At 41.9% G+C, this 26687-nt stretch carries 27 protein-coding genes and 1 riboswitch; of the genes, 22 read left to right on the top strand and 5 right to left on the bottom strand.

Features of this window, described 5'->3' with window-relative positions; translation table 11 throughout:
* The first annotated feature begins 6 nt into the window (after positions 1-6).
* The 5 genes from CXF93_RS07905 to CXF93_RS07885 all read left to right on the top strand — a co-directional run bounded on the left by CXF93_RS07905 (position 7) and on the right by CXF93_RS07885 (position 2808).
* Positions 7-270, top strand: a complete 264-nt coding sequence (locus tag CXF93_RS07905) for a YihD family protein (protein WP_101061882.1) — start codon at positions 7-9, stop codon at positions 268-270.
* A gap of 281 nt (positions 271-551) precedes the next feature.
* Entirely contained in the window at positions 552-854 is a 303-nt protein-coding gene (locus CXF93_RS07900) for a c-type cytochrome (RefSeq protein WP_232784144.1), read from the top strand.
* Between the two features lie 13 nt (positions 855-867).
* Positions 868-2091 carry a molybdopterin-dependent oxidoreductase gene (locus CXF93_RS07895; protein ID WP_101061880.1) on the top strand — a complete coding sequence of 408 codons (1224 nt, stop codon included), beginning with the start codon at positions 868-870 and terminating at the stop codon, positions 2089-2091.
* A complete protein-coding gene (locus CXF93_RS07890; RefSeq protein WP_101061879.1) occupies positions 2088-2456 on the top strand; it encodes a cytochrome C in 369 nt (122 codons plus the stop codon). Before CXF93_RS07895 ends, CXF93_RS07890 begins: the two co-directional genes overlap by 4 nt.
* A gap of 16 nt (positions 2457-2472) precedes the next feature.
* The gene (locus tag CXF93_RS07885) at positions 2473-2808 is read left to right on the top strand and encodes a hypothetical protein (protein WP_101061920.1); all 336 of its coding nucleotides are present in this window, start codon (positions 2473-2475) and stop codon (positions 2806-2808) included.
* Positions 2809-2989: 181 nt separating this feature from the next.
* Here CXF93_RS07885 and thiQ read toward each other — a convergent pair whose 3' ends face one another.
* Genes thiQ through thiB form a run of 3 tightly spaced genes read right to left on the bottom strand, consistent with a single transcriptional unit; the run spans position 2990 to position 6426 of the window.
* Entirely contained in the window at positions 2990-3787 is a 798-nt protein-coding gene (gene thiQ, locus CXF93_RS07880) for a thiamine ABC transporter ATP-binding protein ThiQ (protein ID WP_101061878.1), read from the bottom strand.
* The gene (gene thiP / locus CXF93_RS07875; RefSeq protein WP_101061877.1) at positions 3780-5384 is read right to left on the bottom strand and encodes a thiamine/thiamine pyrophosphate ABC transporter permease; all 1605 of its coding nucleotides are present in this window, start codon (positions 5382-5384) and stop codon (positions 3780-3782) included. The genes thiQ and thiP overlap by 8 nt, the downstream gene beginning before the upstream one ends.
* A gap of 34 nt (positions 5385-5418) precedes the next feature.
* On the bottom strand, positions 5419-6426 hold the full coding sequence (thiB, locus tag CXF93_RS07870; protein ID WP_101061876.1) for a thiamine ABC transporter substrate binding subunit: 1008 nt from the start codon (positions 6424-6426) through the stop codon (positions 5419-5421).
* An 86-nt stretch (positions 6427-6512) separates the two neighbouring features.
* A riboswitch (TPP riboswitch) is annotated at positions 6513-6626 on the bottom strand.
* 263 nt (positions 6627-6889) lie between these two features.
* Between thiB and urtA the strand changes: the two genes are divergently transcribed.
* The 14 genes from urtA (at position 6890) to CXF93_RS07800 (ending at position 19260) form a co-directional block, all read left to right on the top strand.
* Entirely contained in the window at positions 6890-8191 is a 1302-nt protein-coding gene (gene urtA / locus CXF93_RS07865) for an urea ABC transporter substrate-binding protein (RefSeq protein WP_101061875.1), read from the top strand.
* An 85-nt stretch (positions 8192-8276) separates the two neighbouring features.
* The gene (gene urtB, locus CXF93_RS07860) at positions 8277-9971 is read left to right on the top strand and encodes an urea ABC transporter permease subunit UrtB (RefSeq protein ID WP_101061919.1); all 1695 of its coding nucleotides are present in this window, start codon (positions 8277-8279) and stop codon (positions 9969-9971) included.
* Between the two features lie 3 nt (positions 9972-9974).
* Positions 9975-11141, top strand: a complete 1167-nt coding sequence (gene urtC, locus CXF93_RS07855; RefSeq protein WP_101061874.1) for an urea ABC transporter permease subunit UrtC — start codon at positions 9975-9977, stop codon at positions 11139-11141.
* Positions 11138-12097, top strand: a complete 960-nt coding sequence (urtD, locus tag CXF93_RS07850) for an urea ABC transporter ATP-binding protein UrtD (RefSeq protein WP_101061873.1) — start codon at positions 11138-11140, stop codon at positions 12095-12097. The genes urtC and urtD overlap by 4 nt, the downstream gene beginning before the upstream one ends.
* 2 nt (positions 12098-12099) lie before the next feature.
* Positions 12100-12795, top strand: coding sequence for an urea ABC transporter ATP-binding subunit UrtE (urtE, locus tag CXF93_RS07845; RefSeq protein WP_101061872.1), 696 nt, complete (start codon positions 12100-12102; stop codon positions 12793-12795).
* A gap of 96 nt (positions 12796-12891) precedes the next feature.
* Positions 12892-13194 carry an urease subunit gamma gene (locus CXF93_RS07840; protein ID WP_101061871.1) on the top strand — a complete coding sequence of 101 codons (303 nt, stop codon included), beginning with the start codon at positions 12892-12894 and terminating at the stop codon, positions 13192-13194.
* Between the two features lie 38 nt (positions 13195-13232).
* Positions 13233-13607, top strand: a complete 375-nt coding sequence (locus CXF93_RS07835; RefSeq protein ID WP_232784143.1) for an urease subunit beta — start codon at positions 13233-13235, stop codon at positions 13605-13607.
* Positions 13608-15311 (top strand): urease subunit alpha, encoded by a 1704-nt coding sequence (gene ureC, locus CXF93_RS07830; RefSeq protein ID WP_101061869.1) that lies wholly within the window; start codon positions 13608-13610, stop codon positions 15309-15311. It abuts the gene before it with no gap.
* Positions 15312-15375: 64 nt separating this feature from the next.
* Entirely contained in the window at positions 15376-16041 is a 666-nt protein-coding gene (locus tag CXF93_RS07825; protein WP_198551623.1) for a HupE/UreJ family protein, read from the top strand.
* 4 nt (positions 16042-16045) lie between these two features.
* Complete coding sequence (locus CXF93_RS07820) at positions 16046-16915, top strand: urease accessory protein UreD (RefSeq protein WP_101061868.1); 870 nt, start codon at positions 16046-16048, stop codon at positions 16913-16915.
* Positions 16916-16936: 21 nt separating this feature from the next.
* Complete coding sequence (gene ureE, locus CXF93_RS07815) at positions 16937-17431, top strand: urease accessory protein UreE (RefSeq protein WP_101061867.1); 495 nt, start codon at positions 16937-16939, stop codon at positions 17429-17431.
* 26 nt (positions 17432-17457) lie between these two features.
* A complete protein-coding gene (locus tag CXF93_RS07810) occupies positions 17458-18135 on the top strand; it encodes an urease accessory protein UreF (protein ID WP_101061866.1) in 678 nt (225 codons plus the stop codon).
* Positions 18136-18144: 9 nt separating this feature from the next.
* On the top strand, positions 18145-18765 hold the full coding sequence (gene ureG, locus CXF93_RS07805) for an urease accessory protein UreG (protein ID WP_101061865.1): 621 nt from the start codon (positions 18145-18147) through the stop codon (positions 18763-18765).
* Between the two features lie 204 nt (positions 18766-18969).
* A complete protein-coding gene (locus tag CXF93_RS07800; RefSeq protein ID WP_101061864.1) occupies positions 18970-19260 on the top strand; it encodes a PilZ domain-containing protein in 291 nt (96 codons plus the stop codon).
* 151 nt (positions 19261-19411) lie between these two features.
* Here CXF93_RS07800 and leuB read toward each other — a convergent pair whose 3' ends face one another.
* A complete protein-coding gene (leuB, locus tag CXF93_RS07795; protein WP_101061863.1) occupies positions 19412-20509 on the bottom strand; it encodes a 3-isopropylmalate dehydrogenase in 1098 nt (365 codons plus the stop codon).
* A 20-nt stretch (positions 20510-20529) separates the two neighbouring features.
* Positions 20530-22095 carry a 2-isopropylmalate synthase gene (gene leuA / locus CXF93_RS07790; RefSeq protein ID WP_101061862.1) on the bottom strand — a complete coding sequence of 522 codons (1566 nt, stop codon included), beginning with the start codon at positions 22093-22095 and terminating at the stop codon, positions 20530-20532.
* Positions 22096-22339: 244 nt separating this feature from the next.
* On the opposite strand from leuA, the gene CXF93_RS07785 reads away from it, so the two are divergent.
* From CXF93_RS07785 to CXF93_RS07775, 3 genes are all read left to right on the top strand, one after another.
* Entirely contained in the window at positions 22340-22489 is a 150-nt protein-coding gene (locus CXF93_RS07785; protein ID WP_101061861.1) for a 2-isopropylmalate synthase, read from the top strand.
* Positions 22490-22735: 246 nt separating this feature from the next.
* Positions 22736-24544, top strand: a complete 1809-nt coding sequence (locus tag CXF93_RS07780; RefSeq protein WP_101061860.1) for a long-chain fatty acid--CoA ligase — start codon at positions 22736-22738, stop codon at positions 24542-24544.
* Positions 24545-24766: 222 nt separating this feature from the next.
* Positions 24767-26413: a bifunctional diguanylate cyclase/phosphodiesterase gene (locus CXF93_RS07775; RefSeq protein ID WP_232784142.1), complete on the top strand. Its 1647-nt coding sequence runs from the start codon at positions 24767-24769 to the stop codon at positions 26411-26413.
* Positions 26414-26687 lie beyond the last annotated feature (274 nt).

Raw genomic sequence — 26687 nt, 5'->3', positions numbered from 1 at the left:
AATAATATGAAATATCACCGCTTAAATGAAATCATCGAATTATTACAGCCAGAATGGCAGAAAGAACCTGATACTAATTTGCTGCAGTTACTTAGCACTTTGGCTGATGAGATGAAATTTGAAGGCGAGTTAGCCGAACTGAGTGATGATGCGCTTATTTATCACTTAAAAATGCGTAACAGTGCGAAAGACGAAATGATCCCTGGTTTAGCCAAAGATCACGAAGATGATTTTAAAACGGCTTTGCTTAAAGCCCGTGGTTTTGCGTAGTTATATTATCTACAGTATGTATGGCTATCATTTTTATTTATGATTGAAATTTTAGCCACTATTCCCCCTTTACTTGATTTATAGCGACCTCCGCATTTCCCCTAAAATTATGGTTGGTTAATTTATACCAATTAAGTTAATAAAAATTAATTAAGTAAATAAAAACTACTGTCCATATTTCAAACCCTTACATTGATCATTGGTTTTCCGGTTCGACCCTATATTGCAGCTGAAAATGGTGCTTGTTAGACTCATTTTTTTGAAATCTAATAATGGCTAAAATGATTAATAAGCAAATTTCTCGATATGTTTTAACTGGGTTATATCTGTCTATTATGTCATTTTCGGCAGTCTCAGCAGATTACAACAAACTAAAAAACATGTGCATGGCATGCCATGGTGATAACGGTGTTAATCCTTATCAATCCATTCCAGATCTGCAAGGCCAGAGTTTAATCTATCTCAGAAACCAGATGGCAGCTTTTAAAAGTGGTGAACGCCAAGACATCACCATGGGCAAGGTTGTACAGCTACTTTCTGATGATGACATTATCAAACTCACCAAATACTTCAGCGAACAGTAAGGTTTAATTAAGCATGAAACGTAGAGATTTTATTAAAGGAACATTTGCTGTTGGCGCAACGGCTATGCTACCGATTAATTGGGTATTTGCAGGCAACTTACCGAAAGGTCTTTCGCCATTAGAAGTTGAGTCGATAAAATGGACTTCGGTGACTGATTTACCTGATTATTACAAGGTACTCAACAGTACACCGCTAAATGCTTATGTTGCAGATCATATGTTAGATCCGACGGTTACACCTGCTAATGTTCCCTTTGTTCGTTGGAATGGTTTACTGCCAGACTTTAAAGCGATGGATCCTAAAATTTGGGAATTCACTGTCGATGGTGAGTCATGCGAAACGCCAAAAACATACACGATTGCAGATCTAAAAAGTAAATTTAAACAGCATACCTACGCGTTGACGTTAGAGTGTGGTGGTAATAGTCGTAAGAATTTCTACCCGTCAACCAAAGGTAACCAGTGGAGTGATGCTGCTGTTTATTGTTCTGAATGGACTGGTGTATTAGTAAGTGACGTATTAAAAGATTGTGGCGTTAAAGATGACGCTGTTTATACAGGACATCATAGTGTTGATCGCCATCTAAGTGGTAAAGGTGATGCTGTCTCTCGTGGTGTACCGATTAAATACGCATTGGAAGATAACGCCTTGATCGCATGGTCAATGAATGGCGAAGAGATCCCGTACTTACATGGTTACCCATTGCGTATCGTATTTGGTGGTCGTCCTGCATCTGTATCATCAAAAGCAGCAACGGGTATCAGTATCCGTAATGTTGAGCATGACGGTACTAAAATGGGCTCACCAGCTTACCGTGTACCTAAATATCCAGTTGCGCCGGGCGAGAAAGTAGCACTCGATGATTTCGATATCATTGAGCATATGATTGTTAAATCATTGATTACGCATCCGCAAACTGGCAGTGAATTGAAGCTAGGCGAAAAAACAGAAGTACGTGGACATGCGTGGGCTGGCCCGCTGGAAGTGGTAAAGATGGAAGTCAGCTATGACTATGGCGCGACTTGGCACCTAGCTAATTTGAAAAAGCAGCCGAACCAAATGGCATGGCAAGATTGGTCTATCGAGCTTAATTTACCGCAACATGGTTATTACGAAATATGGTCAAAAGCGACAGACAGTGAAGGTACGTCACAACCTGTTGTGCAACCGCAGTGGAATCCAAAGGGTTACATGTTTAATGGTTGTCATCGTATTGCGGTGCGGGTGCAAAAATGAATAAACTCCGCTATTTAATATTGGTACTTTTGCTTGGTATCAGCACCACAGCTACTGCAAAGGTTGAAAGTTATTTAGTCGATAAAAAATCGGGTTTGATCATGGCGCCAGGCTGGGAACTGGTTAATAAGCAATGTAACGCTTGCCACACTAGTTTAATTATTCCTCAAAACCGCGGCAATAAAGATGACTGGCGTGAGACACTGGAGTGGATGGTCGATAGCCAAGGTTTGTGGGATCTGAGTGATACTTGGGAACCTGTTCTAGATTATTTGTCGACGAATTATAACCAGCAAAAAATCGACTTAACCACATTTAGACGGCTACCGTTAGCGGTTGACGATATGCCGCCTGAGGCAAAATAGAGTGAGTATTTCTAACATGATAAAAAAAATAGTATTCGCTACTGCCTTAATGTTTGCTTCTGCCACGGTAATCGCAACTGATACAGATGTTGTTAAACCTAATTTTGCTAATGGTAAGCAGCTTTCTGAGCGTTGTTTAGCTTGCCATAATGAAAGCCGATTAGAAGAATTTAATTACTTTCCGTATCTGGAAGGGCAAAAATACAAATACATCGTTCGCCAATTAAATAATTTCAAATTGGATTTACGTAAGAGCCCGTTTATGGAAGGCGAAGTAGCGTATTTATCTGGGCAAGACATGATTGATGTTGCCTATTTCTTTAGTCAACAACCGAAGAAAAAGCATAAGTAATAATCGTAATTAAAAGCTCACATGCGGCGAGTCTATATAGTGTATATAGGCTCGTATCATCTCGTTTTACTTCCCTTTATTTCACGTCTCTATAAGCCTACTATAGCTCTCCCCTTAGTTCTTAATTTTTACTTTAATGCCTAACTGTTAGCTAGGTAATATTACCGATAGCCAACTATGGTTACTTGCCTAAGTAACGTTTCAACATGTCTGGTGCATTATTATCCGTCAAAATAGCGGTAGGTGCATGTAGTGCAATTTTACCATCCTCTACAAAGGCAATATTATCGGCTATCTGTAAGGCATCATCGGGATTATGAGTGACCATTAACACCGTAATGCCATGTTCTTTATTTAGCTTGGCGATCAAACGTAACATCTCTTGACGTAAGGCTGGGTCGAGGGCGCTAAACGGTTCATCGAGTAATAACAAAGGTTGTTTACGAGCGAGACAGCGGGCAATGCCAACGCGTTGACGCTGGCCACCACTCAAGTCACCGGGAAGGCGGTTGAGTAATTCGGTGATATCGACTTGTTGCGCCGCTTTCTCAAGTGCAGCTTGTTGGTTTGTATCAAGTTTCATACTCGGTGCTAAACCAATGGCAATATTCTGCTTCACCGTTAAATGATTAAACAGGTTATGCTCTTGAAATAGCGTGGTGATTGGGCGCTGCGCGGGTGCTTGTCTGATGATCGAGTCGGTTTGAAAACGAATATCACCAGACAGTGGTTGATTAAAACCAGCAATCAAGTTTAGCAAGGTCGATTTACCCGAACCACTGGCGCCGAGAATAGCTAAGGTTTCACCACGATTAACCTCGAGAGTAAACTGCATCTGCATTTGTTCATAAGCGAAGGTTACATTGTCTACTTGCAATAAAACACTATCTACCGGTAATAATGCGCTGACATTACTGCTCGGACTCGTGTTGGCATCGCTTAGAGGAATCGCACTTTTTAAGCTGGTGGCATTAGGCATTTTTGCCTCCAATAATTCGTTCGAACAAATAGAAAATAACACCGCAAAGCGTTAATAAGAAGATTGCCGTTACCGCAGCTGCATCAAGTTGATAGCTGCCGAGCTGACGATAGAGCACCAAGGGTAAGGTTTGCATATCTTGGCTACCAAATAACGCAATGACACTTAAATCTCCCAGAGATAACACACACGCTAGCCCTAATCCCATCGCAATCGGTTTACGTAATAATGGCCATTCGATAATCCGCAGGCGTTGCAGACGTGATAAACCTAAGCTGATGGCGAGTTTGTCGTATGAGGCGAAACTATCTTGGATCGGTTGGTTCAATACGCGCAGTAAGTAAGGTAATGCCATTAACGCATTGACCAGAATAACTAACCAAGCAGCGATACTAAAGACATCGACATAGGGACGTAATAATAAGAATAAACCAGTGCCCAGAACCAGCGCGGGAACCACTAAAATAATCGCGCCAATATTTTCGATACCATAGGCTAACGTCATTAATTTAAAGCGTACTTTCAATATACGGGTCGAGAACAAGATAGCGCAGGCGAGCAATAAACTTAATAAACCCGAGCTCAGGGCTATTTGTAATGATATGCCCGTTGCTTGCCATAACATTGGCTGGCTAAGCACGCTGAGGGTATTGCTATTGATACCACTGCTTAAAATTGCCAGCATTGGCGGCGCTAACAAACAACTGGCCACAATAAAGCTAAGTCCATCGCTGAGCTTACTGCTGAGGCTATGACAGTCAGGGCGACGGAAGTAATTGCCTGATGGCGCTGACATAGGTTGTGACTTTAGAAATATCGCGCTAAACAACATTAAGGCCACGGTGATCGCCACTTGGATAATCGCTAACGCCACTGCTTGCTCAATATCAAATTCAAACTTGAGAGCTTGATAGATAGCCACTTCAAGGGTGGCGTAATCAGGCCCACCACCGAGCGACATGACAATCGCGAAACTGGTAAAGCACAGCATGAAAATAAGGCTGATTAACGAGGGTAATTGCTGCTTTATCTTCGGCCATTCTAAGGTGATGAAAATGTGTCGAGATTGCATGTTTAGCTGACTAGCCAAGCGCCACGATTCACTGGGAATAGAGTCGAGGGTTTGTAGTAAAATACGCGTAGCTAACGGCACATTGAAAAATAAATGCGCCAGTAGAATACCAGTTAAGCCATAAATATAATGACCTGTTTCGATATGAAATAAAGCTAAAATTTGGTTCACCCAGCCATTTTTACCGTGCACGGCGACAATACCAAAGATGGCAATGATGATGGGCAGTACTAACGATAAGTTAAATAGTTTGATGATTAATTGCTTACCAACAAATTCTCGGCGTGAAAAAGCCCGTGCCAGTGGGATCGCCAAACCAATACTTAAGCCCGTAGATAAGGCTGCTTGGTAAAAACTAAAGGTAATGACATGTTGGGTGTAGGAGTCAGCAAGCACACTGCTAAAGTCTAACTCGGCTTGTGAAAAATTAAGCAGGGCAGTAAAACTACCGCCTACCAGAAGTAAAATGATGCTGATGGCGAGCAAAGCGCTACACCACCAGTATTTATGCGAATTCGCGATCATAATTTTGATTAATTATTTACTCATAATGGACTAATTACTGAGTAACAGCGTTACGCCATTCCTTCACCCAAGATTTACGTGATTGTGCTACTTCTTCAGGCGTGAATTCGATAGTTTTAGCTGGGCTAATCAGTTGTTCGAATTCGCTTGGCAGTGCAGATGCTTGTTTTGCTGGTAGCATCCAGTTACCTGTTGCGATCACGTCTTGGAACGCTGGGCTAAGCACAAATGCCATGAATTGATCGGCTAATTCAGGGTTTGCCGCATCTTTCAAACGCGCCACAACTTCGGTTTGTTGATAATGGCCTTCAGTGAATTCAACCGCTTTATATTTAAATTCGCTTTCTGCAATCATGTGGTAAGCCGGTGATGTGGTATAGCTTAATACCATATCTGATTCGCCTTTTAAGAACATACCGTAAGCTTGGCTCCAGCCTTTAGTAATAGTCACGGTTTTGTCTGCTATCTGTTGCCATGCTTGTGGTGCTTGATCGCCATAAACTGCTTTAACCCATAGCATGAAGCCTAGGCCAGGTGTGCTGGTGCGTGGATCTTGATAGATGATGCTCAGATCTTTACGTTCGATCAGTTCCGCTAAACTCTTTGGTGGATTAGCGAGTTTTTCACTGTCGTAGATAAAGGCAAAATGACCGTAATCAAATGGAATGAAGTATTCGTTAGTCCAAGCGTTTGGCAGAGATAATTTGCTGGTATCTTGTTGGTGTGGTGCTAGCAGGTTGGTTTTTACCGCTTCAGCCATCAAGTTGTTGTCTAGGCCTAATAGTACGTCAGCCTTAGTGTATTTACCTTCAAGTTTCACACGATTAAGAATGCTCACGCCATCTTCTAAAGCGACTAAGTTCAGGGTGCAATTACAATCCGCTTCAAATGCGGTTTTGACTTTTGGACCAGGGCCCCAATCAGATGCAAATGAATCGTAGGTATAGACATTCAATACTGGTTTTTCGGCAGCGTTAGCTACTGATAGCGAAGGTAATAGTAGGGTTGTGCAAAGTGCTAGTTTTTTGATCGTGTGCTTCACGTGTTCTCCTAGAATGTGAAGCATAGAACTTATGACTCGGTAATGCGTACTTATCTGCGTATTAATTCTTAACGCTGATATGAACCAGTCTGTCGAATCTCATTCCTATGCCAGCATTATCTGGTTCAAGTAATTACGGGTGTTATCTCAGCCACTGTGACTCTGTAATAAAAAGCCTGGTAGCACCCCGATGAGTGAGCGCCTATTGTATTTTTATTTGTTCTAAAGTGCTAGTCGCAATATTGCGATTAGCCGATATTTAATTATCCCTTAAGTAGTGCAGCTGGATTGTTTGTTGCACCAACAATAAACATACTCTTGATAGTGATTTTATTTTATAACTTCAAAGTCAATTTTAAGTCTATGTTTTAAAACTTTATTTCCTTTTTTCATAGCTATCTGAATATTATTTGGCATAGCATTTGCCTATTTAGAGTTAGGTTCATAATAAGGAAGTTAAATCATGGTTACAGTTAACAAAGCTAAATTTACTCATCTTGCAGTTACGATCGCGTTATCACTGAGTGCTGCTTCATTTAATGTGGTTGCAGCAGAAGACAGTATTAAAGTCGGTGTATTACATTCACTTTCCGGCACCATGGCGATCAGTGAAACCACATTAAAAGACACCATTTTAATGATGATTGAAGAGCAAAATAAACAAGGCGGAATTTTAGGTAAAAAACTAGAAGCCGTGGTGGTTGATCCTGCGTCAAACTGGCCACTGTTTGCTGAAAAAGCCCGAGAACTGATTGAGAAGGAAAAAGTAGACGTGGTATTTGGTGGTTGGACATCAGTATCACGTAAATCGATGTTACCTGTGTTTGAAGAACTCGATGGTTTGTTATTTTACCCTGTGCAGTATGAAGGTGAAGAGTCATCGAAAAACGTATTTTACACTGGTGCAGCGCCGAACCAACAAGCGATCCCGGCTGTTGATTACCTGATGAATGATATGGATGTAAAACGTTGGGTCTTAGCTGGTACGGATTATGTTTATCCACGCACGACGAATAAGATCTTAGCGGCATACCTTAAGTCTAAAGGCGTAGCTGATAGCGACATAATGGTGAACTACACCCCATTTGGTCATTCTGATTGGCAGTCTATTGTTGCTGATATTAAAAAATTCGGCTCAAAAGGCAAGAAAACTGCGGTTGTTTCGACCATTAATGGTGATGCTAATGTTCCCTTCTATAAAGAGTTAGGCTCGCAAGGTGTGTCTGCTGAAGATATTCCGGTGGTGGCCTTCTCTGTGGGGGAAGAAGAGTTATCGGGGATGGATACCTCGGCGTTGGTGGGTCACTTAGCGGCATGGAATTATTTCATGAGTGTTGAAACTCAAGCCAATGATGAGTTTATTGAGAAATGGCAGAAATTTACCAAGGATGAAAATCGAGTAACCAATGACCCAATGGAAGCCAGCTATATCGGCTTTCAGATGTGGGCGAAAGCGGTTGAAAAAGCCGGTACCACAGATGCGAGTGCTGTTCAGGATGCCATTATTGGCGTAACTGTGCCTAATTTAACAGGTGGTTACGCGACGATGATGCCAAATCACCACATTACCAAGCCGGTATTACTCGGTGAAATTCAAGCTGATGGTCAGTTTGAAACCGTGTGGGAAACCACAGGCGTTGTTGCAGGTGATGCTTGGTCTGATTATCTACCAAGTTCTAAACCACTGTATTCAAGTTGGTTAGCGCCATTATCTTGCGGTAGCTTTAACGTGACGACTGGCAAATGTACAGGTTCGTCAAAGTAATCACTGATTAGTCGTTAAACTCAGGGGGCTGATGATGGTCATTGGCTACCCTGCTGCTCAGTTATTCTTTTTAACAGGGAAAGTTATGAATAAATATGCCGGCATAATATCGCCATCGTCGACCTTATTATTCACTGCATTGATATTGCTACTATCAATGGGCAGTATTAATAAGAGTTGGGCTGCAGTGACGATAAATTCATTTTCAGACGTCGAGAAACAGCTTTCTCAGCGCAACTTTGATAATAAAATCGCGGCGGTTAATTGGTTAAGTCAAAAGGTATATCCAAACCCATCTCAAGCGAAGCTGTTATTCAATGATTTACTTGCAGGTCGCGTTTTCTATCATAAAAAACAACAGTCCTTATTTCTAATTGCTGATTATGCCACTGGCCAATCGGCAATTAAGTTAACGTCGACATTCTTCTTAGATGCCGATGCTACCCTTGTTTCTGGTACGCCAGAATCTGTGCTGATCGCCAAAAAACGTAATTTTAAGAAAGTGTCGCTTAACAATAAATTACGAAAAAGCATTCGCTTAGGTATCGCTACATTAGACTTAATGTCCAGAGATACAGTGTTACGTGGCCAAGCAATCCACCATTTATTGGGTGATGTTGATCCCGCGATCCAAACCTTATTACGTCAACGTCTAGCCGTTGAAGATGTTGAGGAAAACAAAACTTTGTTAACGTTAGCCTTAGCTATCGGCACGACAGCTACATCTGAAGATAAAACGGCATTGTTGGCCGCTGTTAATTTATTAGCTGATTCGATAGAACCTACTGCATTTACTGCCCTTGATCAAATTGTTAATAGTACTTCTGATGTTGTGTTACGCCAGGCTGCGCAACGTGGATTAGATCATTATGCACAAAGTCAGAAGATATATTCTGTAGTAGAAACCTTGTATTTTGGGCTGAGTCTTGGTTCTGTATTAGCGTTAGCGGGACTTGGTCTTGCTATAACCTTCGGGGTGATGGGCGTGATCAATATGGCGCACGGTGAGCTCATTATGCTCGGTGCTTATACCACTTATGTTATGCAGCAATTAATGCCGGACAATATTGGACTGTCGTTAGTATTTTCTATCCCTGCGGCGTTTATTGTTTCCGGTTTAGTCGGCATCGCCATTGAGCGTGGAGTGATACGTTTTCTTTATGGTCGCCCATTGGAAACATTGCTGGCAACCTTTGGTATCAGCCTTATTCTGCAGCAAGCAGTACGCAGTGTATTCTCGCCACTGAATCGCTCTGTGGTTACCCCGGATTGGATGAGTGGTATGTTGGAGTTTAATCCAATGTTGGCGCTGACTTATAACCGTTTATACATCATTATTTTCTGCTTATTAGTGTTCTGTACACTTATTTTTGTATTAAAGAAAACGCCATTGGGTTTACAGGTGCGTGCGGTATCGCAAAATCGTTCGATGGCGCGAGCGATGGGCGTGCGTTCGGAATGGGTTGATGCCATGACCTTCGGCTTAGGTTCTGGTGTGGCAGGTATTGCTGGTGTGGCCTTGTCGCAATTAACCAATGTTGGACCGAATATGGGCCAGAGTTACATTATTGATTCGTTTATGGTCGTGGTATTTGGTGGGGTAGGTAACCTGTGGGGTACCTTGGTTGCTGGTTTAAGCCTAGGTTTATTCAACAAATTATTAGAACCTTGGGCTGGTGCGGTACTGGCTAAGATCTTAGTACTGGTATTCATTATCCTATTTATTCAAAAACGCCCGCGTGGACTATTTCCACAACGTGGCCGTGCGGCCGAGGAATAACCCATGTTACACAAGCTATTCGCGAATTCAATACTAAAAACAGACCGTGGTGGTCAGCTATTAATGCTGCTACTGACGACGCTGTTAATTCTGGTGCCAGCACTTAACTTATTGGTGCCCCAAGGTCATTTTTTACATGTTGAAACTTACACTATTACCCTGTTAGGTAAATATCTTACCTATGCATTACTGGCGATGTCTGTGGACTTGGTATGGGGTTATTTAGGTATTTTAACCTTAGGTCACGGGGCATTCTTTGCCTTAGGTGGTTATGCCATGGGCATGTACTTGATGCGTCAAATCGGTGATCGTGGTGTTTACGGTAATCCTGAACTACCTGATTTCATGGTGTTCTTAGATTGGCAGGAATTACCGTGGTTTTGGCAAGGATTCGATATGTTCTGGTTTGCCTGTTTGATGGTGGTTTTAGTGCCTGCAGCACTGGCGTTAGTGTTTGGGTTTTTATCGTTTCGAGCCCGTGTTTCTGGGGTGTATTTATCTATCATGACCCAAGCCCTTACGTTTGCGCTGATGTTGGCATTTTTCCGTAATGAGATGGGTTTTGGTGGTAATAATGGTTTAACCGATTTTAAAGATATCCTCGGCTTTAGCTTGCAAGCCGATACCACCAAGGTGGGCTTATTTATGGCGTCAGTAGTAGCGTTAATATTGGGTTATCTTACTTGTCGTAAAGTGGTTTCAAGTCGCTTAGGTAAAGTGGCTGTGGCAATACGCGATGCCGAAACACGGGTGCGATTTATTGGTTATAACGTGGCTAACTTTAAACTGGGGATCTTTATTTTATCGGCAATGTTAGCTGGGATCGCCGGTGCTTTGTATGTACCGCAAGTCGGGATCATTAATCCGGGCGAATTCTCACCACTTAATTCGATTGAGATTGTGGTTTGGGTCGCTCTCGGTGGTCGTGCGACTTTATTTGGCGCGATCATTGGTGCGCTGTTAATTAATTATGCCAAAAGTTGGTTCACCATTGAACTACCGGAAGTGTGGTTATTTGCCCTTGGTAGTTTGTTTGTCTTGGCGACATTGTTTTTACCGAAAGGGGTGACTGGGTGGTTTACCGATCGATCTAACCGCAATAAGAAGTCTAACCGTAATAAGGAGTCTAACCGCAACAAAAGCTTGGCGACGAAGGAGAGTACCTCATGAGTAATTCTAATCAGGTAGATATGCAACAGGTGAACACCGCATCGGTATTAACTTCACAATTTACTGATCAGGCAATACCTGCTAGTTCACAAGATAATGAGCAAGGTTTTACCGCGCCTTTAGCCAAGCAGCTCCGTGACAACGTCAGTCAGTTAGCCCGTCGTGATCAGGTATTTGAATTTCTGAAACCGCCACATAATCCACTCATTGATACTCGTCATAATATCTTGCTGTATTTAGAAGGCGTATCTGTGTCTTTTGATGGTTTTAAAGCTATTAATGATCTTAATTTATACATTAAAGAAGGGGAGTTGCGCTGCATTATTGGTCCTAATGGTGCGGGTAAAACCACCATGATGGATATCATTACCGGTAAAACCCGTCCTGATAGCGGGCAAGTCTGGTTAGGCTCTAAACTGAATTTATTAAAAGTGGATGAGGCGCAGATTGCTAATGCGGGAGTGGGACGTAAATTTCAGAAACCTACGGTATTTGAATGTTTATCGGTCTGGCAGAACTTAGAGTTATCAATGGCGGGTAGCCGTAACGTTTGGTCGGTATTTCGTGCCAAATTATCCGGAGAGCAGCGCGATGAAATAGAACGGGTATTAGTTTTGATTGGCTTACCAGAACAAGCCGCAATGGACGCGGGTAGTTTGTCCCATGGTCAAAAACAGTGGCTGGAAATTGGCATGTTACTGATGCAAAAACCCAAGCTGTTGTTAGTCGATGAACCTGTTGCAGGGATGACACACCAAGAAATGGATCGCACCGCAGAGTTATTGAATTCGCTAGCAGGTGATCATTCAGTCGTCGTTGTCGAGCATGACATGGACTTTGTGCGCTCCATTGCCAGTACCGTGTCGGTATTGCATCAAGGCAGTGTCTTAGCTGAAGGTTCAATGACTGACATTCAAAATAACGCCAAAGTTAAACAAGTTTATCTGGGAGAGTAGCCATGTTATCGATTAAAGGTGTGAATCAGTTTTATGGTGAAAGCCATACCTTGTGGGATCTTGATATGCAGATACCAAAAGGTAAATGTACAGTATTAATGGGCCGTAATGGCGTGGGTAAAACCACCTTACTGCAATGCGTGATGGGATTATTACCGCTTAAAAGTGGCGAGATAGTATTGCAAGGTAAAAATATTGCCCCGCTGAGTGCGGAAAGCCGCGCGCGTCATGGCGTTGGTTATGTACCGCAAGGCCGACAAATATTCTCAGCTCTCACGGTTGAAGAAAATTTACAGATAGGTTTACCCATTCGTGCCAAAGGTGATCGCAAGATCCCGGAATTTATCTATCAGTTATTTCCGGTATTGAAAGAAATGCTGCACCGCCGTGGTGGTGATTTATCTGGTGGTCAGCAGCAACAGTTAGCCATTGGCCGAGCGCTGGTGATTAACCCGCAATTGCTGATTTTAGATGAGCCGACTGAAGGCATCCAACCTAATATCGTCCAAGAGATTGGTGACATTATCCGTAAGCTTAATCAAGAATTGGGCTTAACCGTCTTGTTGGTCGAGCAGAAATTACCTTTTGCCAGAAAGGTCGGTGATAACTTCTGTTTACTGGACCGAGGTCGTGCAGTCGCCAATGGTGATATGGCGATGTTAACTGATGAACTAATTCAGGAATACCTCACTGTGTAAATAATATGTTAAATCTACAACATCTATGTCACAGTAGTGTAAACAATCTAAAAAACAGAAAAGCATTGCTAATCTAATACTTAAACGGAGATGTAAATGGAATTAACGCCGAGAGAGAAAGATAAATTATTGTTGTTTACGGCGGCTTTAGTGGCTGAGCGTCGTTTGGCGCGAGGGTTAAAGTTGAATTATCCGGAATCCGTTGCCCTGATTAGTGCTGCCATTATGGAAGGCGCTCGTGATGGCCGTACTGTGGCTGAATTAATGGCGTTTGGTCGCACTGTGCTCACTGCCGAGCAAGTCATGGAAGGTATCCCTGAAATGATTTCTGATGTGCAAGTTGAAGCTACATTTCCTGACGGTACCAAACTTGTCACGGTACATGAACCAATCATATAGGGATGATGATGGCGAATAAAATACACACAGGATCAGGTATGATCCCAGGACAAATGCAGGTAGCGAGTGGTCATATTACCTTAAATGCGGATATGCCCACCGTGTCAGTAATCGTCGCAAACATTGGTGATCGTCCTATCCAGATCGGTTCACATTATCATTTTTACGAAGCCAATGATGCACTGACCTTTGAGCGTGAACTTACCTTAGGTTTTCGGCTTAATATTGCTGCCGGTACTGCTATTCGTTTCGAGCCGGGGCAAAGCCGTACTGTTGAATTAGTCGCTTTTGGTGGCAATCGTATGGTTTATGGTTTTCAGGGCAAGGTCATGGGCAGTATTGATGAATTTACGGCACAGCATGCTGTGACAGACAAGGAAGCATGCTGTGAAAACAAGGATGAGGGTAAATAGATGGCGAAAATTTCAAGGCAAGCCTACGCGGAGATGTTTGGCCCTACCACTGGCGATAGATTACGTCTAGCAGATACGGAACTGTGGTTAGAAGTAGAACATGACTATACCCGTTATGGTGATGAAGTTAAATTTGGCGGTGGCAAGGTTATTCGTGATGGCCAAGGTCAAAGCCAGCTAACGTCTAAATATACGCCAGATTTAGTGATAACCAATGCGGTTATTCTCGATCATTGGGGCATAGTTAAGGCCGATATCGGGGTTAAAAATGGCCGGATTATCGCGATAGGTAAGGCGGGGAATCCAGACGTTCAGTCAGGTGTTGATATTATCATTGGTCCTGGTACTGAGATCATCGCAGCAGAAGGCTCAATTATTACTGCTGGTGGTGTTGATTCACATATTCACTTTATCTGCCCACAGCAAATTGATGAAGCGCTGACTTCCGGTATTACCACTATGATCGGTGGTGGTACAGGGCCAGCGACCGGTACCAATGCCACAACGTGTACACCTGGACCGTGGAATATTCACCGTATGTTGGAATCGCTGGATAACTTTCCAATGAACTTTGGTTTGTTAGGTAAAGGTAATGCCAGTGTGCCAGCTCCTTTGCATGAGCAGGTCGCCGCAGGTGCGATAGGTTTAAAACTCCATGAAGATTGGGGCACAACGCCAGCGTCAATTGATAACTGTTTAACGGTAGCTGACGAAACCGATGTACAAGTAGCTATCCACACCGATACTCTAAATGAATCAGGCTTTGTCGAATCAACCTTAGATGCTATTGGCGATCGCGTTATTCATACTTACCATACTGAAGGTGCAGGTGGCGGTCATGCGCCAGATATTATTCGTGCTTGTGGTGAATCCAATATCTTACCGTCATCAACCAATCCAACCCGCCCTTATACCGTGAATACCATCGATGAACATTTAGATATGTTAATGGTTTGCCATCATTTATCACCGTCAATTGCTGAAGATGTGGCTTTTGCAGAATCGCGTATTCGTCGTGAAACCATTGCTGCCGAAGATATCTTGCATGATCTGGGCGCTTTTTCGATGATCGCGTCGGATTCGCAAGCAATGGGACGGGTAGGGGAAGTCATTTCACGTACTTGGCAAACCGCGCATAAGATGAAAGTACAACGTGGTAGTTTGCCACAAGATCCACCGCACCATGATAATTTCCGTATTAAGCGTTATGTTGCCAAATACACCATTAATCCTGCAATTACACACGGTATGAGTCATGAAGTTGGCTCAGTCGAAGTGGGGAAATTGGCTGATTTAGTATTATGGAAACCGGCATTTTTTGGTGTTAAACCGAGTTTAATTATCAAAGGTGGCATGATCGCATCTGCACCGATGGGCGATCCGAATGGCTCTATTCCCACGCCACAACCGGTTCACTATCGTCCTATGTTTGGTAGTTTTGGCCGGGCTTCGCAGAATACCTCTATGTTGTTTATTTCTCAGCAAGCGAAACAGGATGGCATTCCCGAGCAGTTACAGCTCAATAGTCTGATTGGTGTTGTTAAAGATTGCCGCCAGTTACGTAAAGCAGATATGGTACTCAATGATTGGCTGCCAACCATTGAAGTGGATTCACAAACCTATCAAGTACGCGCCAATGGCGAATTGTTAGTGTGCGAACCTGCAACGGTACTACCGATGGCGCAACGTTACTTTCTATTTTAGCGTGTCGGTATCATCAGTATTTCTAGGTATACATTTTGTAGCAAATTATTTTAAGGAAAAAATAATGTTTAAATCTCTATTTTCAGAACACGGTGTTTCAAAGCAAACTGTTTCAAAACCGATCTTTGCAAAACAGTTCGTTGCAAAAAAAAACGTCTCAAAAAAAGTCATGTCTCTTGCCGCATTATCAACTGCGCTATTTTCTGGTTCTGCATTGGCGCATACCGGTACTGAAACCTTCATGGCGAGTACGTTTGCCAATGGTTTGTTGCATCCATTAACGGGATTAGATCATTTGATCATGCTGTTGGGCGTGGGCTTTTTAGCAGCGCAAATGAAAGGTAAACAACTCAGTATTATTCTTGGCGCGTTAGTCACTATGTTAATAGGGACTGGTTTTGGCGCGTTAACTGGTTTGATAACGGGGATGGAAAGCTTAATTTTAGCGTCGGTATTTATTGTTGCAGTTGCGGTCTGGAAACAAAGTCAGCAAGTGACGGTAAAGGTTAACTTATTATCGAGCGCTGCAGTGGTAATGGTGTTGTTCCATGGTTGGGCACACGGTGTCGAAGCACCTGCTGCACAGTTAGTACAGTTTGTACCGGGTATGCTCATCAGTGCGGTTGTTTTACTGACGCTTGGCGCTGTTATTGGCCGTCAAGTCAGTGCTAAGTGGTTAAGCCCATCACTGGGAATTAGTGGAGTATTAGTCGCCTTTCTAGGGGCGTAGTTCGATGAGTATTCCGTCGACTATCCGTTTCTTACGCCCTGATGGTGATCAGGGCTGGCGCGCTGAAATTCGCCTTAAATATGGCAGTAAGGGTGGTAAAACACGGTTACTGGAACGCCAGCAAGTTGGTCCTTTGACAGTGCAAAAACCCTTTTATCCGGAAGGCGAAACTTGCCATACCTATCTGTTGCATCCACCGGGAGGTGTCGTAGGTGGAGATCAACTGCGCTTTGATATTCATGTCGATTCAGGGGCTCACGCGTTATTAACCACTCCTGGAGCGACTAAATTCTATCGTAGTAATGCTGATTCGGCTTGGCAGTCTCAGGAACTAGCTGTTGTGGATGGTGCTTTTCTTGAATGGTTGCCGATGGAGAATATTTTCTTTCCCGGTGCCCAAGTTAAACTTAGTACCGAGATTAATTTGGCCGGAGATGCCCGTTTTATCGGCTGGGAAATGCAGTGTTTTGGCCGCCCTGTATTAGCTGAAGACTTTACTCATGGTCAAATATTAGGGCAGACACATATCTTTCGTGACGGTAAGTTACTGCTTGCAGAGAGTCTACGATTGCAGAATAAAACCCAGCTTGAATACGCGGCTTCTTTACGCGGTTATCCCATGACGGGGAGTCTGTATATTAGCCCCGTGGATGATGCGTTGGTGTGTCGAATTAATCAGATAATTGATGAGCAACAAGCACGTTTCGGGGATGCGGTACTACTAGGGGCAAGTGAACTTGAAGGGTTGTTAGTGATCCGCGCTTTAGGGCAACACACTGAACCTATGATGGCCAGTTTTGTGCAGATTTGGTCTGCTGTCAGGGAAGCTTGGCTTGGTTATATCCCAGATGCCCCAAGGATCTGGTCTACGTAATTTTATAATAAAGGAATTGGAATGATCAAATTAACGCAAATATTAACCCTAGCAGCTAATCATGTTGATGCTTATGTGTGTTTGACCATGTTACAACGCACCAAGAGTCGTCTTAAAGTACAACTTGAAGATGGCCGCGATGCGGGGTTATTTTTACCGCGTGGTCAGCTATTAGAGCATGGTACACAACTCACCACGGATGATGATTTTATCGTCCAAGTGATCGCTGCAAAAGAACGCGTATCAACGGCACGTTGCAATGATCCGACATTATTCGCACGTGGCTGTTATCACTTGGGTAATCGCCATGTGCCGTTGCAAGTCGAAGCGGGTTGGTGTCGCTTTCTCCATGATCATGTACTCGATGAAATGTTGATTGGTTTAGGTTTAGATGTGACAGTTGAAGATGCCGCATTTCAGCCCGAACCCGGCGCATATGGCGGCACTACAGGTGGTCACTCCCATAGTAGTGAGGAAGAGTATGTGCACCCGCATAACCATGCGCATGAACATTAATCGTCGCAAACGAATAGGCAAGTCGTATGGATAATATGTTAGCTGAATTAAAGCTATATCAGTTGATCAGTCCATCGCTCCCTGTGGGCGGATTTACCTACTCTCAGGGGCTTGAGTGGGCAATTGAAAAAGGCTGGGTAACGGATGTGAATAGCTTAGACAATTGGTTGTCAGGACAAATGTCAGAAAGCTTAGCCAGTCTTGAATTACCCATTCTTATGCGTTTACAAACGTGCTTAGCCAATAATGATCATCAGCAGGCGCAGACTTGGTGTGACTATTTAGTGGCGAGCAGGGAAACCAAAGAGATGCGCTTAGAAGAACGCCAGCGTGGACTTGCATTTGTACGGTTATTACCAAGATTAGGGATATCACTGGATGATAGTGAACTGGCTAACATGGTTGAAACCACACAGCTTGCGGCGTTTGCTTTGGCGATTAATCAGTGGGCTATTCCATTAGAAAAAGCGCTAGGTGGTTATCTTTGGAGCTGGTTAGAAAATACTATCGTTGTGGGTATTAAATTAGTGCCCTTAGGGCAAAGTGATGGCCAGCAACTATTAATGAAATTAGCAGCGTCGATACCTGCCGCTGTGCAACAAGCATTAGTAACAGAAGATCAAAACATTGGCAGCTTTACGCCCGCTCAGGTGATGGCGAGTTGCCGACATGAACATCAATATACGCGATTGTTTCGCTCATAAGGATTTGCAATGACAGAATTTAAACAACCATTACGCATTGGCGTCGGTGGTCCGGTAGGCTCAGGTAAAACCGCATTATTAGAAGTCTTGTGTAAAGCTATTCGTGATACTTATAATATTGCTGTGGTAACCAATGATATTTATACCCAAGAAGATGCGAAGATCTTAACCCGAGCAGGTGCGCTGGATGCTGACCGTATTATTGGAGTAGAAACTGGTGGTTGTCCACATACCGCTATCCGTGAAGATGCGTCAATGAATTTGGCAGCAGTTGAGGAGTTAGCAAAGCTACACAAAACCCTCGATATCGTCTTTGTCGAAAGCGGTGGTGATAATTTAAGTGCGACTTTTAGCCCTGAATTAGCCGATTTAACCATTTATGTAATTGATGTCGCTGAAGGTGAAAAGATACCACGTAAAGGTGGCCCTGGTATTACTCGCTCTGACCTGCTGGTGATTAATAAAATGGATTTAGCCCCCTATGTAGGTGCCTCGTTGGAGGTGATGGAGCAAGATACCAAGCGTATGCGTGGTGATAAACCTTATGTGTTTACCAACATGAAAAAGCAAATAGGTTTGCAACGGATAATTGATTTTATTGTTGATAAAGGCATGTTAGATTGCGAGTAAACTGTAGTTTGATTGTAGGCAAATAGCTAACAAAATAGTTGTTTAGATCGCATTATTGACTTTGCTCTGTCCCGGCTGAATAAATGATGACTATACTCAAAAAATAAACTAATCATTCAGATTTGTGGATAATTTATAATTTGCTAAGCATTGATAAACCTTTGCTCGGCATGTAAAAACTATAGTAATAAGAGGGATATTGATGTGCTAAAAGCTAATTTAGAACGACGTAGTTATCACCGAATGTTAATCGACTCACCGGTGCAGGTGACGGATGAAGAGCGTAATATTACTGCTATTTGTCGTGATTTAAGTGCTAGCGGCATGTCGTTAGATGTACCTGAAAGTTACTTTTCATTAAACGACAACGTGAGTATTTTTCTACCAACGGGCGATAGCCGAGTGCCGCCGTTACAAGCCGAAGCAAAAGTAACACGCGTTGATAATGATGGCGATAATTACCAAATAGGTGTCGAGTTTACCAGTTTGACTTAAGTTATTTTGGTGACTTAAGTTATTTAGTGATAAGTCGATAGTCAGCAGATAAAAAAAGGCCGAAAGTGGAGTTCACTTTCGGCCTTTTTACTGATACGACTTAGATAAGTGCGACTTAAATAAGTTTAGCTACTGGCTTATGTGGGATTAATTAAGCGCCAACTTTAGCGGCAATTAAATCGCCCATTTGTGCCGTGCTTTGTACCGGTTTAGTATTGCTGTCACTGTGCAAATCGCCAGTTGCATAACCTTCTTCAAGTACAAATGAAACCGCTTGCTCAATTGCTTGTGCAGCGTCTTCTTGTTTGAGTGAATAACGTAGCATCATAGCTGCAGATAAGATCTGTGCAATTGGATTGGCAATGCCTTTACCGGCGATATCTGGTGCTGAACCACCTGCTGGTTCATATAAACCAAAGTCAGAATCGTTCATACTTGCAGACGGTAACATACCCATAGAGCCCGTGATCATTGCACATTCATCAGAGATGATGTCGCCGAATAAGTTGCCGCACAGTAGTACGTCAAATTGCGATGGGTCTTTGATTAGTTGCATTGCTGCGTTATCTACATAGATATGCTCAAGTTCAACTTCAGGGTAATCTTGTGCTACTTCAAGTACCACTTTACGCCATAAAACAGAGGTCGCTAGTACATTTGCTTTATCAACCGATGTTACTTTATTACCACGTAATTTTGCTGCTTCAAAGGCGATACGTGCAATCCGATCAACTTCCGCACGGCTATATAACATAGTATCAAAACCAGTTTCTTCAGCGCCTTCGCCTTTGTTACCTTTTGGTAGACCAAAGTAGATACCGCCAGTTAACTCACGCACTACAACAACGTCAAAACCATTATTGGAGATATCAGCACGTAGCGGTGAGAACTTTTCTAGACCCGCATAGATCTTAGCTGGACGTAGGTTACAGAATAGTTTGAAGTGACCGCGTAATGGTAATAGTGCACCACGTTCAGGTTGTTCTTGTGGTGGCAGACCTTCCCATTTTGGACCACCGACAGAGCCGAATAAGATCGCATCTGAATTTTCACAAGCAGCAAGTGTGCTTGATGGTAATGGTGTGCCGTGGTTATCAATCGCGATACCACCAACATCATTAAAATCATAAGTTAATTCTAAATTAAACTTACTTTGTACAGCAGCAAGTACTTTAATTGCTTCCGCCATTACTTCTGGACCGATACCGTCACCTGGTAATACAGCAATATTATGTTTTGTTACAGTCATCCTTAGCCGCCTTTTCTATATTATTGATTTTGTTTTTTAAGTTTTTGTTGTTCTACCGCATTTGCGCGATGGATATTATTCATTACGTGGATATAAGCCAGCGCCGAAGATTCAATGATATCTGTTGCTAAGCCGATACCGTGGAACTTTCGGCCTTCATACGTTGCGACTATATCCACTTGACCCAATGCGTCTTTACCTTCACCTTTTGCAGTAATGTGGTAATCGGCGATATCGATATCAAAGCCAGAAATACGGCTTAAACATTTATAAACGGCATCAACAGGACCATTTCCTATCGCTGCTTCCGTATCTGTACGTGGTTCATCAGCGGTTTCTAGTTGTGAGATCAAGCTAATAGTCGCGGTTGCTTTCACACCAGAACCAGACTGCACACTGAGATAATCTAATTTAAAGTGTTCTTTATCTTCGTGTAAATTATTAAAGAAGATTAATGCTTCTAGATCGTAATCGAATACTTGGCCTTTTTTATCGGCAAGTTGTAAGAAGCTTTCGTATAGCTCATCAAGGCTATAATCATTGTCAGCATAACCAAGTTCAGCCATACGATGCTTGATCACATGACGGCCTGAACGTGAAGTTAAATTTAACTTGTTTTGGGTTAGACCAATGCTTTCAGGAGTAATTATTTCATAGGTATTTTTGGCTTTTAACATGCCATCTTGATGAATACCAGATGAGTGTGAGAAGGCATTGGCACCGACAATCGCTTTATTACTCTGTACCGGCATGTTGCATAACTGGCTAACAAGCTGACTAGTACGGTAAATTTCTTGCGGATTGATATTCGTGGTTTTACCTAATAAATCCTGGCGAGTGTGCAAGATCATGGCAATTTCTTCTAGTGAGCAGTTACCTGCGCGTTCGCCAATACCATTAATAGTACATTCGATTTGACGTGCGCCTTGTTCTACTGCTGCAATTGAGTTTGCAACTGATAAGCCAAGATCATCATGACAATGTACTGATATGATCGCTTGATCAATATTGGGTACGCGATTAAATAAGTCAGTGATGATGCCGCCGAATTGCGATGGCACTGTATAACCAACTGTATCTGGGATATTAATTGTTGTTGCACCCGCTTTAATCGCTTCTTCAACCATACGACATAAGTTATCTATGGGTGTTCGGCCTGCATCTTCACAAGAAAACTCAACGTCGTCGGTATAGCGACGCGCATGCTTAATGGCATGGCGGCCCATATTGAGGACATCGTCAAAGCTACGCTTTAGTTTGCTTTTAACGTGAATATCGGATGTTGAAATAAAGGTATGAATACGGAAGTCTTTGGCGACGGAAAGCGCTTCGCCTGCAGCATCAATGTCTTTTTCTAGTGCGCGAGAAAGGGCACAAACACGGCTGTTTTTAATATTCCGTGCGATGGTCTGCACTGATTCGAAATCACCAGGTGATGAAATTGGGAAACCAACTTCCATTACATCAACACCTAAACGCTCAAGCGCAAAGGCGATTTGTAACTTTTCTTTTACGGTTAAGCTCGCAGATAATGCTTGCTCTCCATCCCTCAAGGTCGTATCAAAAATAATAACCTGGTCTGACATTATGAATCCTTCAATTTGCCGTTATATAGACACGCTTTAGGCATCTATATGTATAAATTAATTCTATGCCTTAATCATTACAGGCTTGGTTGTTTTTTGTCAATTAATTTATCCCTAGTTACAGTAACTGGCCTAATTAAATAGGCCGTAATACAGAGGGGAATCGTAGTTATTACATGGATAAACTCGACCTTTCTTTGATCTATGCCACACTTAAAATAGGCTTTTTATTGTGAGGTGCGATATGTTATTTAAAAATGAACAAGGTGAGATGGTTGAGCTTGCTGATGATTTAACATTAAAAGAATTAACCGAGATGGGAATTGATATATCCCTCGTTGAAAATACCCGTGATGAGCCATTGGATCATTGGTCACACTTAGCGAGTAACTAGCTATATTTAGCGTGTTATTAACCCATGTTTAGTAAGTCATTAGTTGTGTTAACGACTAAATATGTTATTTATTGCGGCGATAAACGCAATTTATCAATGTAAATGACGCTATTATTGGCTTTTTGAGTGTGAAATAGGTTATAAAATCTTCATTTATTTTACAAATGAAATTTTACAGGCTACCCTCTCTGGCTTACATCTGTAAGCCGAATTGAGTTTGCGCCCGAATTAACATGAGACATAGACATGAGCCAGCATTTCGTAAATCAGATCCTTGATAGGATCGAAAAATATCAAGACAAAACGGCCCTAAAAAGTAAAACGAAAACAGGCTGGGATTGTGTCAGCTGGAAACAGATGGGCGAGCGTATTGAAGGTCTTGCCAATAACTTACTTAATCGTGGGCTTAAAGTTCAAGATGCTGTGGGTATTTGGTCAAATAATTTACCAGAATGGACTATTGCCGATCTAGCTCTACAGCAATGTCGTGCCGTGTCTGTACCACTTTATCCAAGCAGTACCTCATCGCAAGCTGAATACATTATCAATGATGCCAAGATGACCTGTATGTTTATTGGTGATAAAGCCGAATTAAAACTCGCCTTACCTTTACTGGATAAATGTGAATCGCTGCAATCATTAATCGTGTTCTCTTCGACAGTGACCTTACCGGATGATCCACGTGTCGTTGCTTATACTGACCTGTTAGACTTTACCCCAGGTAGTTCATCATCGATGGCGCTTGCACATCGTATCGAACACGCTAAAACGGATGATCTGGTTACGTTAATTTATACTTCAGGCACCACAGGCGAACCGAAAGGTGTGATGCTAGATTATGCTAATATTCAAGCGGCGCTAGCCTTGAATGAACCAGAAACGCGTTTAGAAGAAAATGATGTGTCGTTAGCATTCTTACCGTTGAGCCATGTATTTGAACGTATTTGGACATTTAATGCCTTGTTTTGGGGTGCCGAAAATACCTACCTTAAAGATCCTGCTCGCATTCAAAAAGCCTTAACAGATACGCAACCAACAGTCATGTGCGCAGTGCCGCGTTTGTATGAAAAAATCCACACAACCATGATGAATAAAGTTGAAAATGCACCTGAAGCACGTAAAAAATTATTTCATTGGGCTATCGGTGTTGGTAAGAAACGCTTTGCTGCACAGCAAGCGGGTACGTCTGTTTCACCATTATTAAAACTGCAGCATATGCTTGCAGACAAGTTGGTATTCACTAAACTGCGCGCAGTATTTGGTGGCAAGGTACGTTTCTTCCCTTGTTCTGGCGCGAAGCTTGATGATGAAGTTAACTTATTTTTCCAAGCAATCGGTATTCATCTAAAATATGGCTACGGTATGACAGAAACAGTGGCGACTGTGAGTTGTTATTCAAAAGACTTTAAGCTTGGCTCTATTGGTTCGGTATTACCTGGTATTGAAGTTAAATTGGGTGCTGAAAACGAGATCTTGATTAAAAGCCCGACGGTTATGCGTGGTTACTTTAATAAACCAGAAGAAACGGCCAATACTTTTGATGGTGAATGGCTGAAAACCGGTGATGCCGGCGCGATTGATGAAAATGGCTACCTGTATATTACTGACCGTTTGAAAGATTTAATGAAAACTGAATGTGGTAAATATATTGCGCCACAACTAATTGAAGGTACGTTAGGTCGTGACCGTTTCATTGAACAGGTTGCGGTATTTGCTGATGCGAGAAAATATGCTTCAGCATTGATTGTACCTGCACAAGAAGCAATTGAAGAACATGCAAAAACGCTTAATCTAAAATACGAATCATACGTTGAATTACTTAAGCACACCAAGATCGTCGAACTGTTTGATGAGCGTGTGAAAGAGATGCAAAAAGAGTTAGCTAAATTTGAGCAAGTGAAGAAATTTAAGCTAATGGCATCACCGTTTACCAATGAAAAAGGTGAACTGACACCCACGCTTAAGTTAAAGCGTAAAGTGATTCAACAGCGCTATAGTAGTTTGATTGAAAGTATGTATAGCACTGTTAAAAAAGGAAAAAATATAAAGTCTTAAGGTTTTATTTAGCATATTTAATCCCGTTGCGCAGTTTTTAAGTGACTGACAGCGGGATTATTACGCCTAGATCGCATTTATGACTGAGGGATCTTTTACTGCACTAGCACTTTCTTCTATTTATTTCTAAGCCCCTTAAAATATTTAAGCCATTGTTATGTATCTGCACTAATCTTAATTTTATATGGATAAATAGATTGGTAACAATGGATAGTGCTAATTATGGACAAGCTCAACACTAGTAATTTGTCACGTCAACGGCGTAAAATAATACTGACCTTAATGGCCGTAGCTGGTTCATGTATGTTATTTTCGGCCGTCTATTTATTAGCATTTTCGAGTGATTCAATCTGGTTGTTTTTGTTGGCACTACGCCGTACCATTATCTTAACCCCTAACGCTGTCATCGTGACGATTATTGTCAGCATTATAGGTGTTATTTGTATCTATAAAGCAAGTTATTACAGGCGAGTTCTTCGCAAAACCAATCTGGAATTATCCCGCTTACAAGGAAGACTTGTAGAGTTGGACTTGTCGGTATATTTAGATAATTGTACTGGACTCGCTAATCGATTTAAATTTTTAGAAATACTTGATACCCGAATGGCAGAAGGCAAAGGCAAGACTGCATTATGCATTTTGGATCTCGATGATCTTAAAAATATTAATGATACTTTAGGGCATAATGTCGGTGATCAAGTTATCGCCATCATCGCGCAACGCATTAAGCTGTCGTTAGAATATTCTCTGCAACCTAGCCGGTATAAAACGGATGTCTTTCGAATTGGTGGTGATGAATTTGCCATTTTAATCATGGGGATATCAGATGAAAATGATATCGCGCCTATCTTGAACCAACTACTTAAAAATATCCGCCGTAAAATTGAATTGTCTGGTGAGCGTATCTCTGTCGGTGTCAGTATTGGCGTTAGTATTAGTCCTGAGCATGGCACCTGTAGTGACTCATTATTGAAAAAAGCCGATATGGCAATGTATAAAGTGAAAGATTCAGGTAAGCATGGCGTCGCCTTCTTTAAACCTGAGTACATGCGTGAACTGGAATATCGAGTTAATCTAGAGCAAGAGCTTAATCAGGCCATTATCAATGGTGAATTTGAAATTTATTATCAACCCGTTATTGATATATCAACAGAAAAAGAATTAGGTTTTGAAGCATTAATTCGTTGGAATCATCCTGTTCGTGGTTTAGTTCCCCCCGACGATTTTATTCCGGTGGCAGAACAAACGGGTCTTATTGTACCTATGGGGCAGTGGATCATTAAGCAGGTTTGCAGTGATTTATCTATTTTACAGGTAACCAATCCCGATTATTTTGTGGCTATTAATATCGCCCCTCAGCAGCTTGCAGATTATGGTTTTGTGCAAAATGTACGAGCCATTTTAGCCTGTTATTCATTAACACCTGCTCAGGTGCATTTTGAAATTACTGAAACGACATTGATGAATGCTGGCACCGATAATTTACGGGTATTACGCGAATTAAATAACTTAGGTATTAAGCTATGGATTGATGATTTTGGTACTGGTTATTCATCTTTTAGTTATCTGCATAAATTTCATTTTTATGGTATTAAGCTCGATCGTAGCTTTATTGAAGGGATAGTAGATTCAGAGCGTAGCCAAAATATTGTCAAAGGTATTTGTGCTATGGGAGAGGCTTTACAGTTAGAGTTGCTTGGTGAAGGTATTGAACACCCGGAGCAAGCTGAATTTTTGTTAAAACAAGGCTGTTCTAAAGTCCAAGGTTACTGGTATGCAAAACCTATGTCTTTACCCACGTTAAATATGTGGTTAGCAAGTCGAAATGAAAATGCGCAAGTAGAAACCATAGAACGGCCATCAGCATAACTAAATATCTTGGGTTATTTAGTGATTAGCTAATATGGAACATTTTTAAGTAAGAGTGTGTCATTACGCTGATAATTTTCTATAAATTAAATTTTTCATTTTAAATCAAAGCCTTGCTAGTAAATAAGTCTTCGTTGCTCTCATCTTTCAGGCCTAAATATATCGTTATAAGTGATGATAATGAATTTTTTTGATATTTAATTTCTTATATTGCTTTTAAAGATGATTTTATTTTGTTAATTTTAATAAATAAACCAATAAAAATAAAGTTAAA

The organism is Moritella sp. Urea-trap-13, from assembly GCF_002836355.1.
In the GTDB taxonomy this organism is placed as follows: Bacteria; Pseudomonadota; Gammaproteobacteria; order Enterobacterales; family Moritellaceae; genus Moritella.
This window is presented reverse-complemented; position numbering and strand designations above follow the sequence as displayed.

Excerpts from the sequence above, each read along its gene's own strand:
- CXF93_RS07905 (WP_101061882.1), top strand. The coding sequence starts at position 7 with ATGAAATATCACCGCTTAAATGAAATCATCGAATTATTACAGCCAGAA.
- CXF93_RS07900 (WP_232784144.1), top strand. The coding sequence starts at position 552 with ATGATTAATAAGCAAATTTCTCGATATGTTTTAACTGGGTTATATCTG.
- CXF93_RS07895 (WP_101061880.1), top strand. The coding sequence starts at position 868 with ATGAAACGTAGAGATTTTATTAAAGGAACATTTGCTGTTGGCGCAACG.
- CXF93_RS07890 (WP_101061879.1), top strand. The coding sequence starts at position 2,088 with ATGAATAAACTCCGCTATTTAATATTGGTACTTTTGCTTGGTATCAGC.
- CXF93_RS07885 (WP_101061920.1), top strand. The coding sequence starts at position 2,473 with ATGATAAAAAAAATAGTATTCGCTACTGCCTTAATGTTTGCTTCTGCC.
- thiQ (WP_101061878.1), bottom strand. The coding sequence starts at position 3,787 with ATGCCTAATGCCACCAGCTTAAAAAGTGCGATTCCTCTAAGCGATGCC.
- thiP (WP_101061877.1), bottom strand. The coding sequence starts at position 5,384 with ATGATCGCGAATTCGCATAAATACTGGTGGTGTAGCGCTTTGCTCGCC.
- urtA (WP_101061875.1), top strand. The coding sequence starts at position 6,890 with ATGGTTACAGTTAACAAAGCTAAATTTACTCATCTTGCAGTTACGATC.
- urtB (WP_101061919.1), top strand. The coding sequence starts at position 8,277 with ATGAATAAATATGCCGGCATAATATCGCCATCGTCGACCTTATTATTC.
- urtC (WP_101061874.1), top strand. The coding sequence starts at position 9,975 with ATGTTACACAAGCTATTCGCGAATTCAATACTAAAAACAGACCGTGGT.
- urtD (WP_101061873.1), top strand. The coding sequence starts at position 11,138 with ATGAGTAATTCTAATCAGGTAGATATGCAACAGGTGAACACCGCATCG.
- urtE (WP_101061872.1), top strand. The coding sequence starts at position 12,100 with ATGTTATCGATTAAAGGTGTGAATCAGTTTTATGGTGAAAGCCATACC.
- CXF93_RS07840 (WP_101061871.1), top strand. The coding sequence starts at position 12,892 with ATGGAATTAACGCCGAGAGAGAAAGATAAATTATTGTTGTTTACGGCG.
- CXF93_RS07835 (WP_232784143.1), top strand. The coding sequence starts at position 13,233 with ATGATCCCAGGACAAATGCAGGTAGCGAGTGGTCATATTACCTTAAAT.
- ureC (WP_101061869.1), top strand. The coding sequence starts at position 13,608 with ATGGCGAAAATTTCAAGGCAAGCCTACGCGGAGATGTTTGGCCCTACC.
- CXF93_RS07825 (WP_198551623.1), top strand. The coding sequence starts at position 15,376 with ATGTTTAAATCTCTATTTTCAGAACACGGTGTTTCAAAGCAAACTGTT.
- CXF93_RS07820 (WP_101061868.1), top strand. The coding sequence starts at position 16,046 with ATGAGTATTCCGTCGACTATCCGTTTCTTACGCCCTGATGGTGATCAG.
- ureE (WP_101061867.1), top strand. The coding sequence starts at position 16,937 with ATGATCAAATTAACGCAAATATTAACCCTAGCAGCTAATCATGTTGAT.
- CXF93_RS07810 (WP_101061866.1), top strand. The coding sequence starts at position 17,458 with ATGGATAATATGTTAGCTGAATTAAAGCTATATCAGTTGATCAGTCCA.
- ureG (WP_101061865.1), top strand. The coding sequence starts at position 18,145 with ATGACAGAATTTAAACAACCATTACGCATTGGCGTCGGTGGTCCGGTA.
- leuB (WP_101061863.1), bottom strand. The coding sequence starts at position 20,509 with ATGACTGTAACAAAACATAATATTGCTGTATTACCAGGTGACGGTATC.
- leuA (WP_101061862.1), bottom strand. The coding sequence starts at position 22,095 with ATGTCAGACCAGGTTATTATTTTTGATACGACCTTGAGGGATGGAGAG.
- CXF93_RS07785 (WP_101061861.1), top strand. The coding sequence starts at position 22,340 with ATGTTATTTAAAAATGAACAAGGTGAGATGGTTGAGCTTGCTGATGAT.
- CXF93_RS07780 (WP_101061860.1), top strand. The coding sequence starts at position 22,736 with ATGAGCCAGCATTTCGTAAATCAGATCCTTGATAGGATCGAAAAATAT.
- CXF93_RS07775 (WP_232784142.1), top strand. The coding sequence starts at position 24,767 with ATGGACAAGCTCAACACTAGTAATTTGTCACGTCAACGGCGTAAAATA.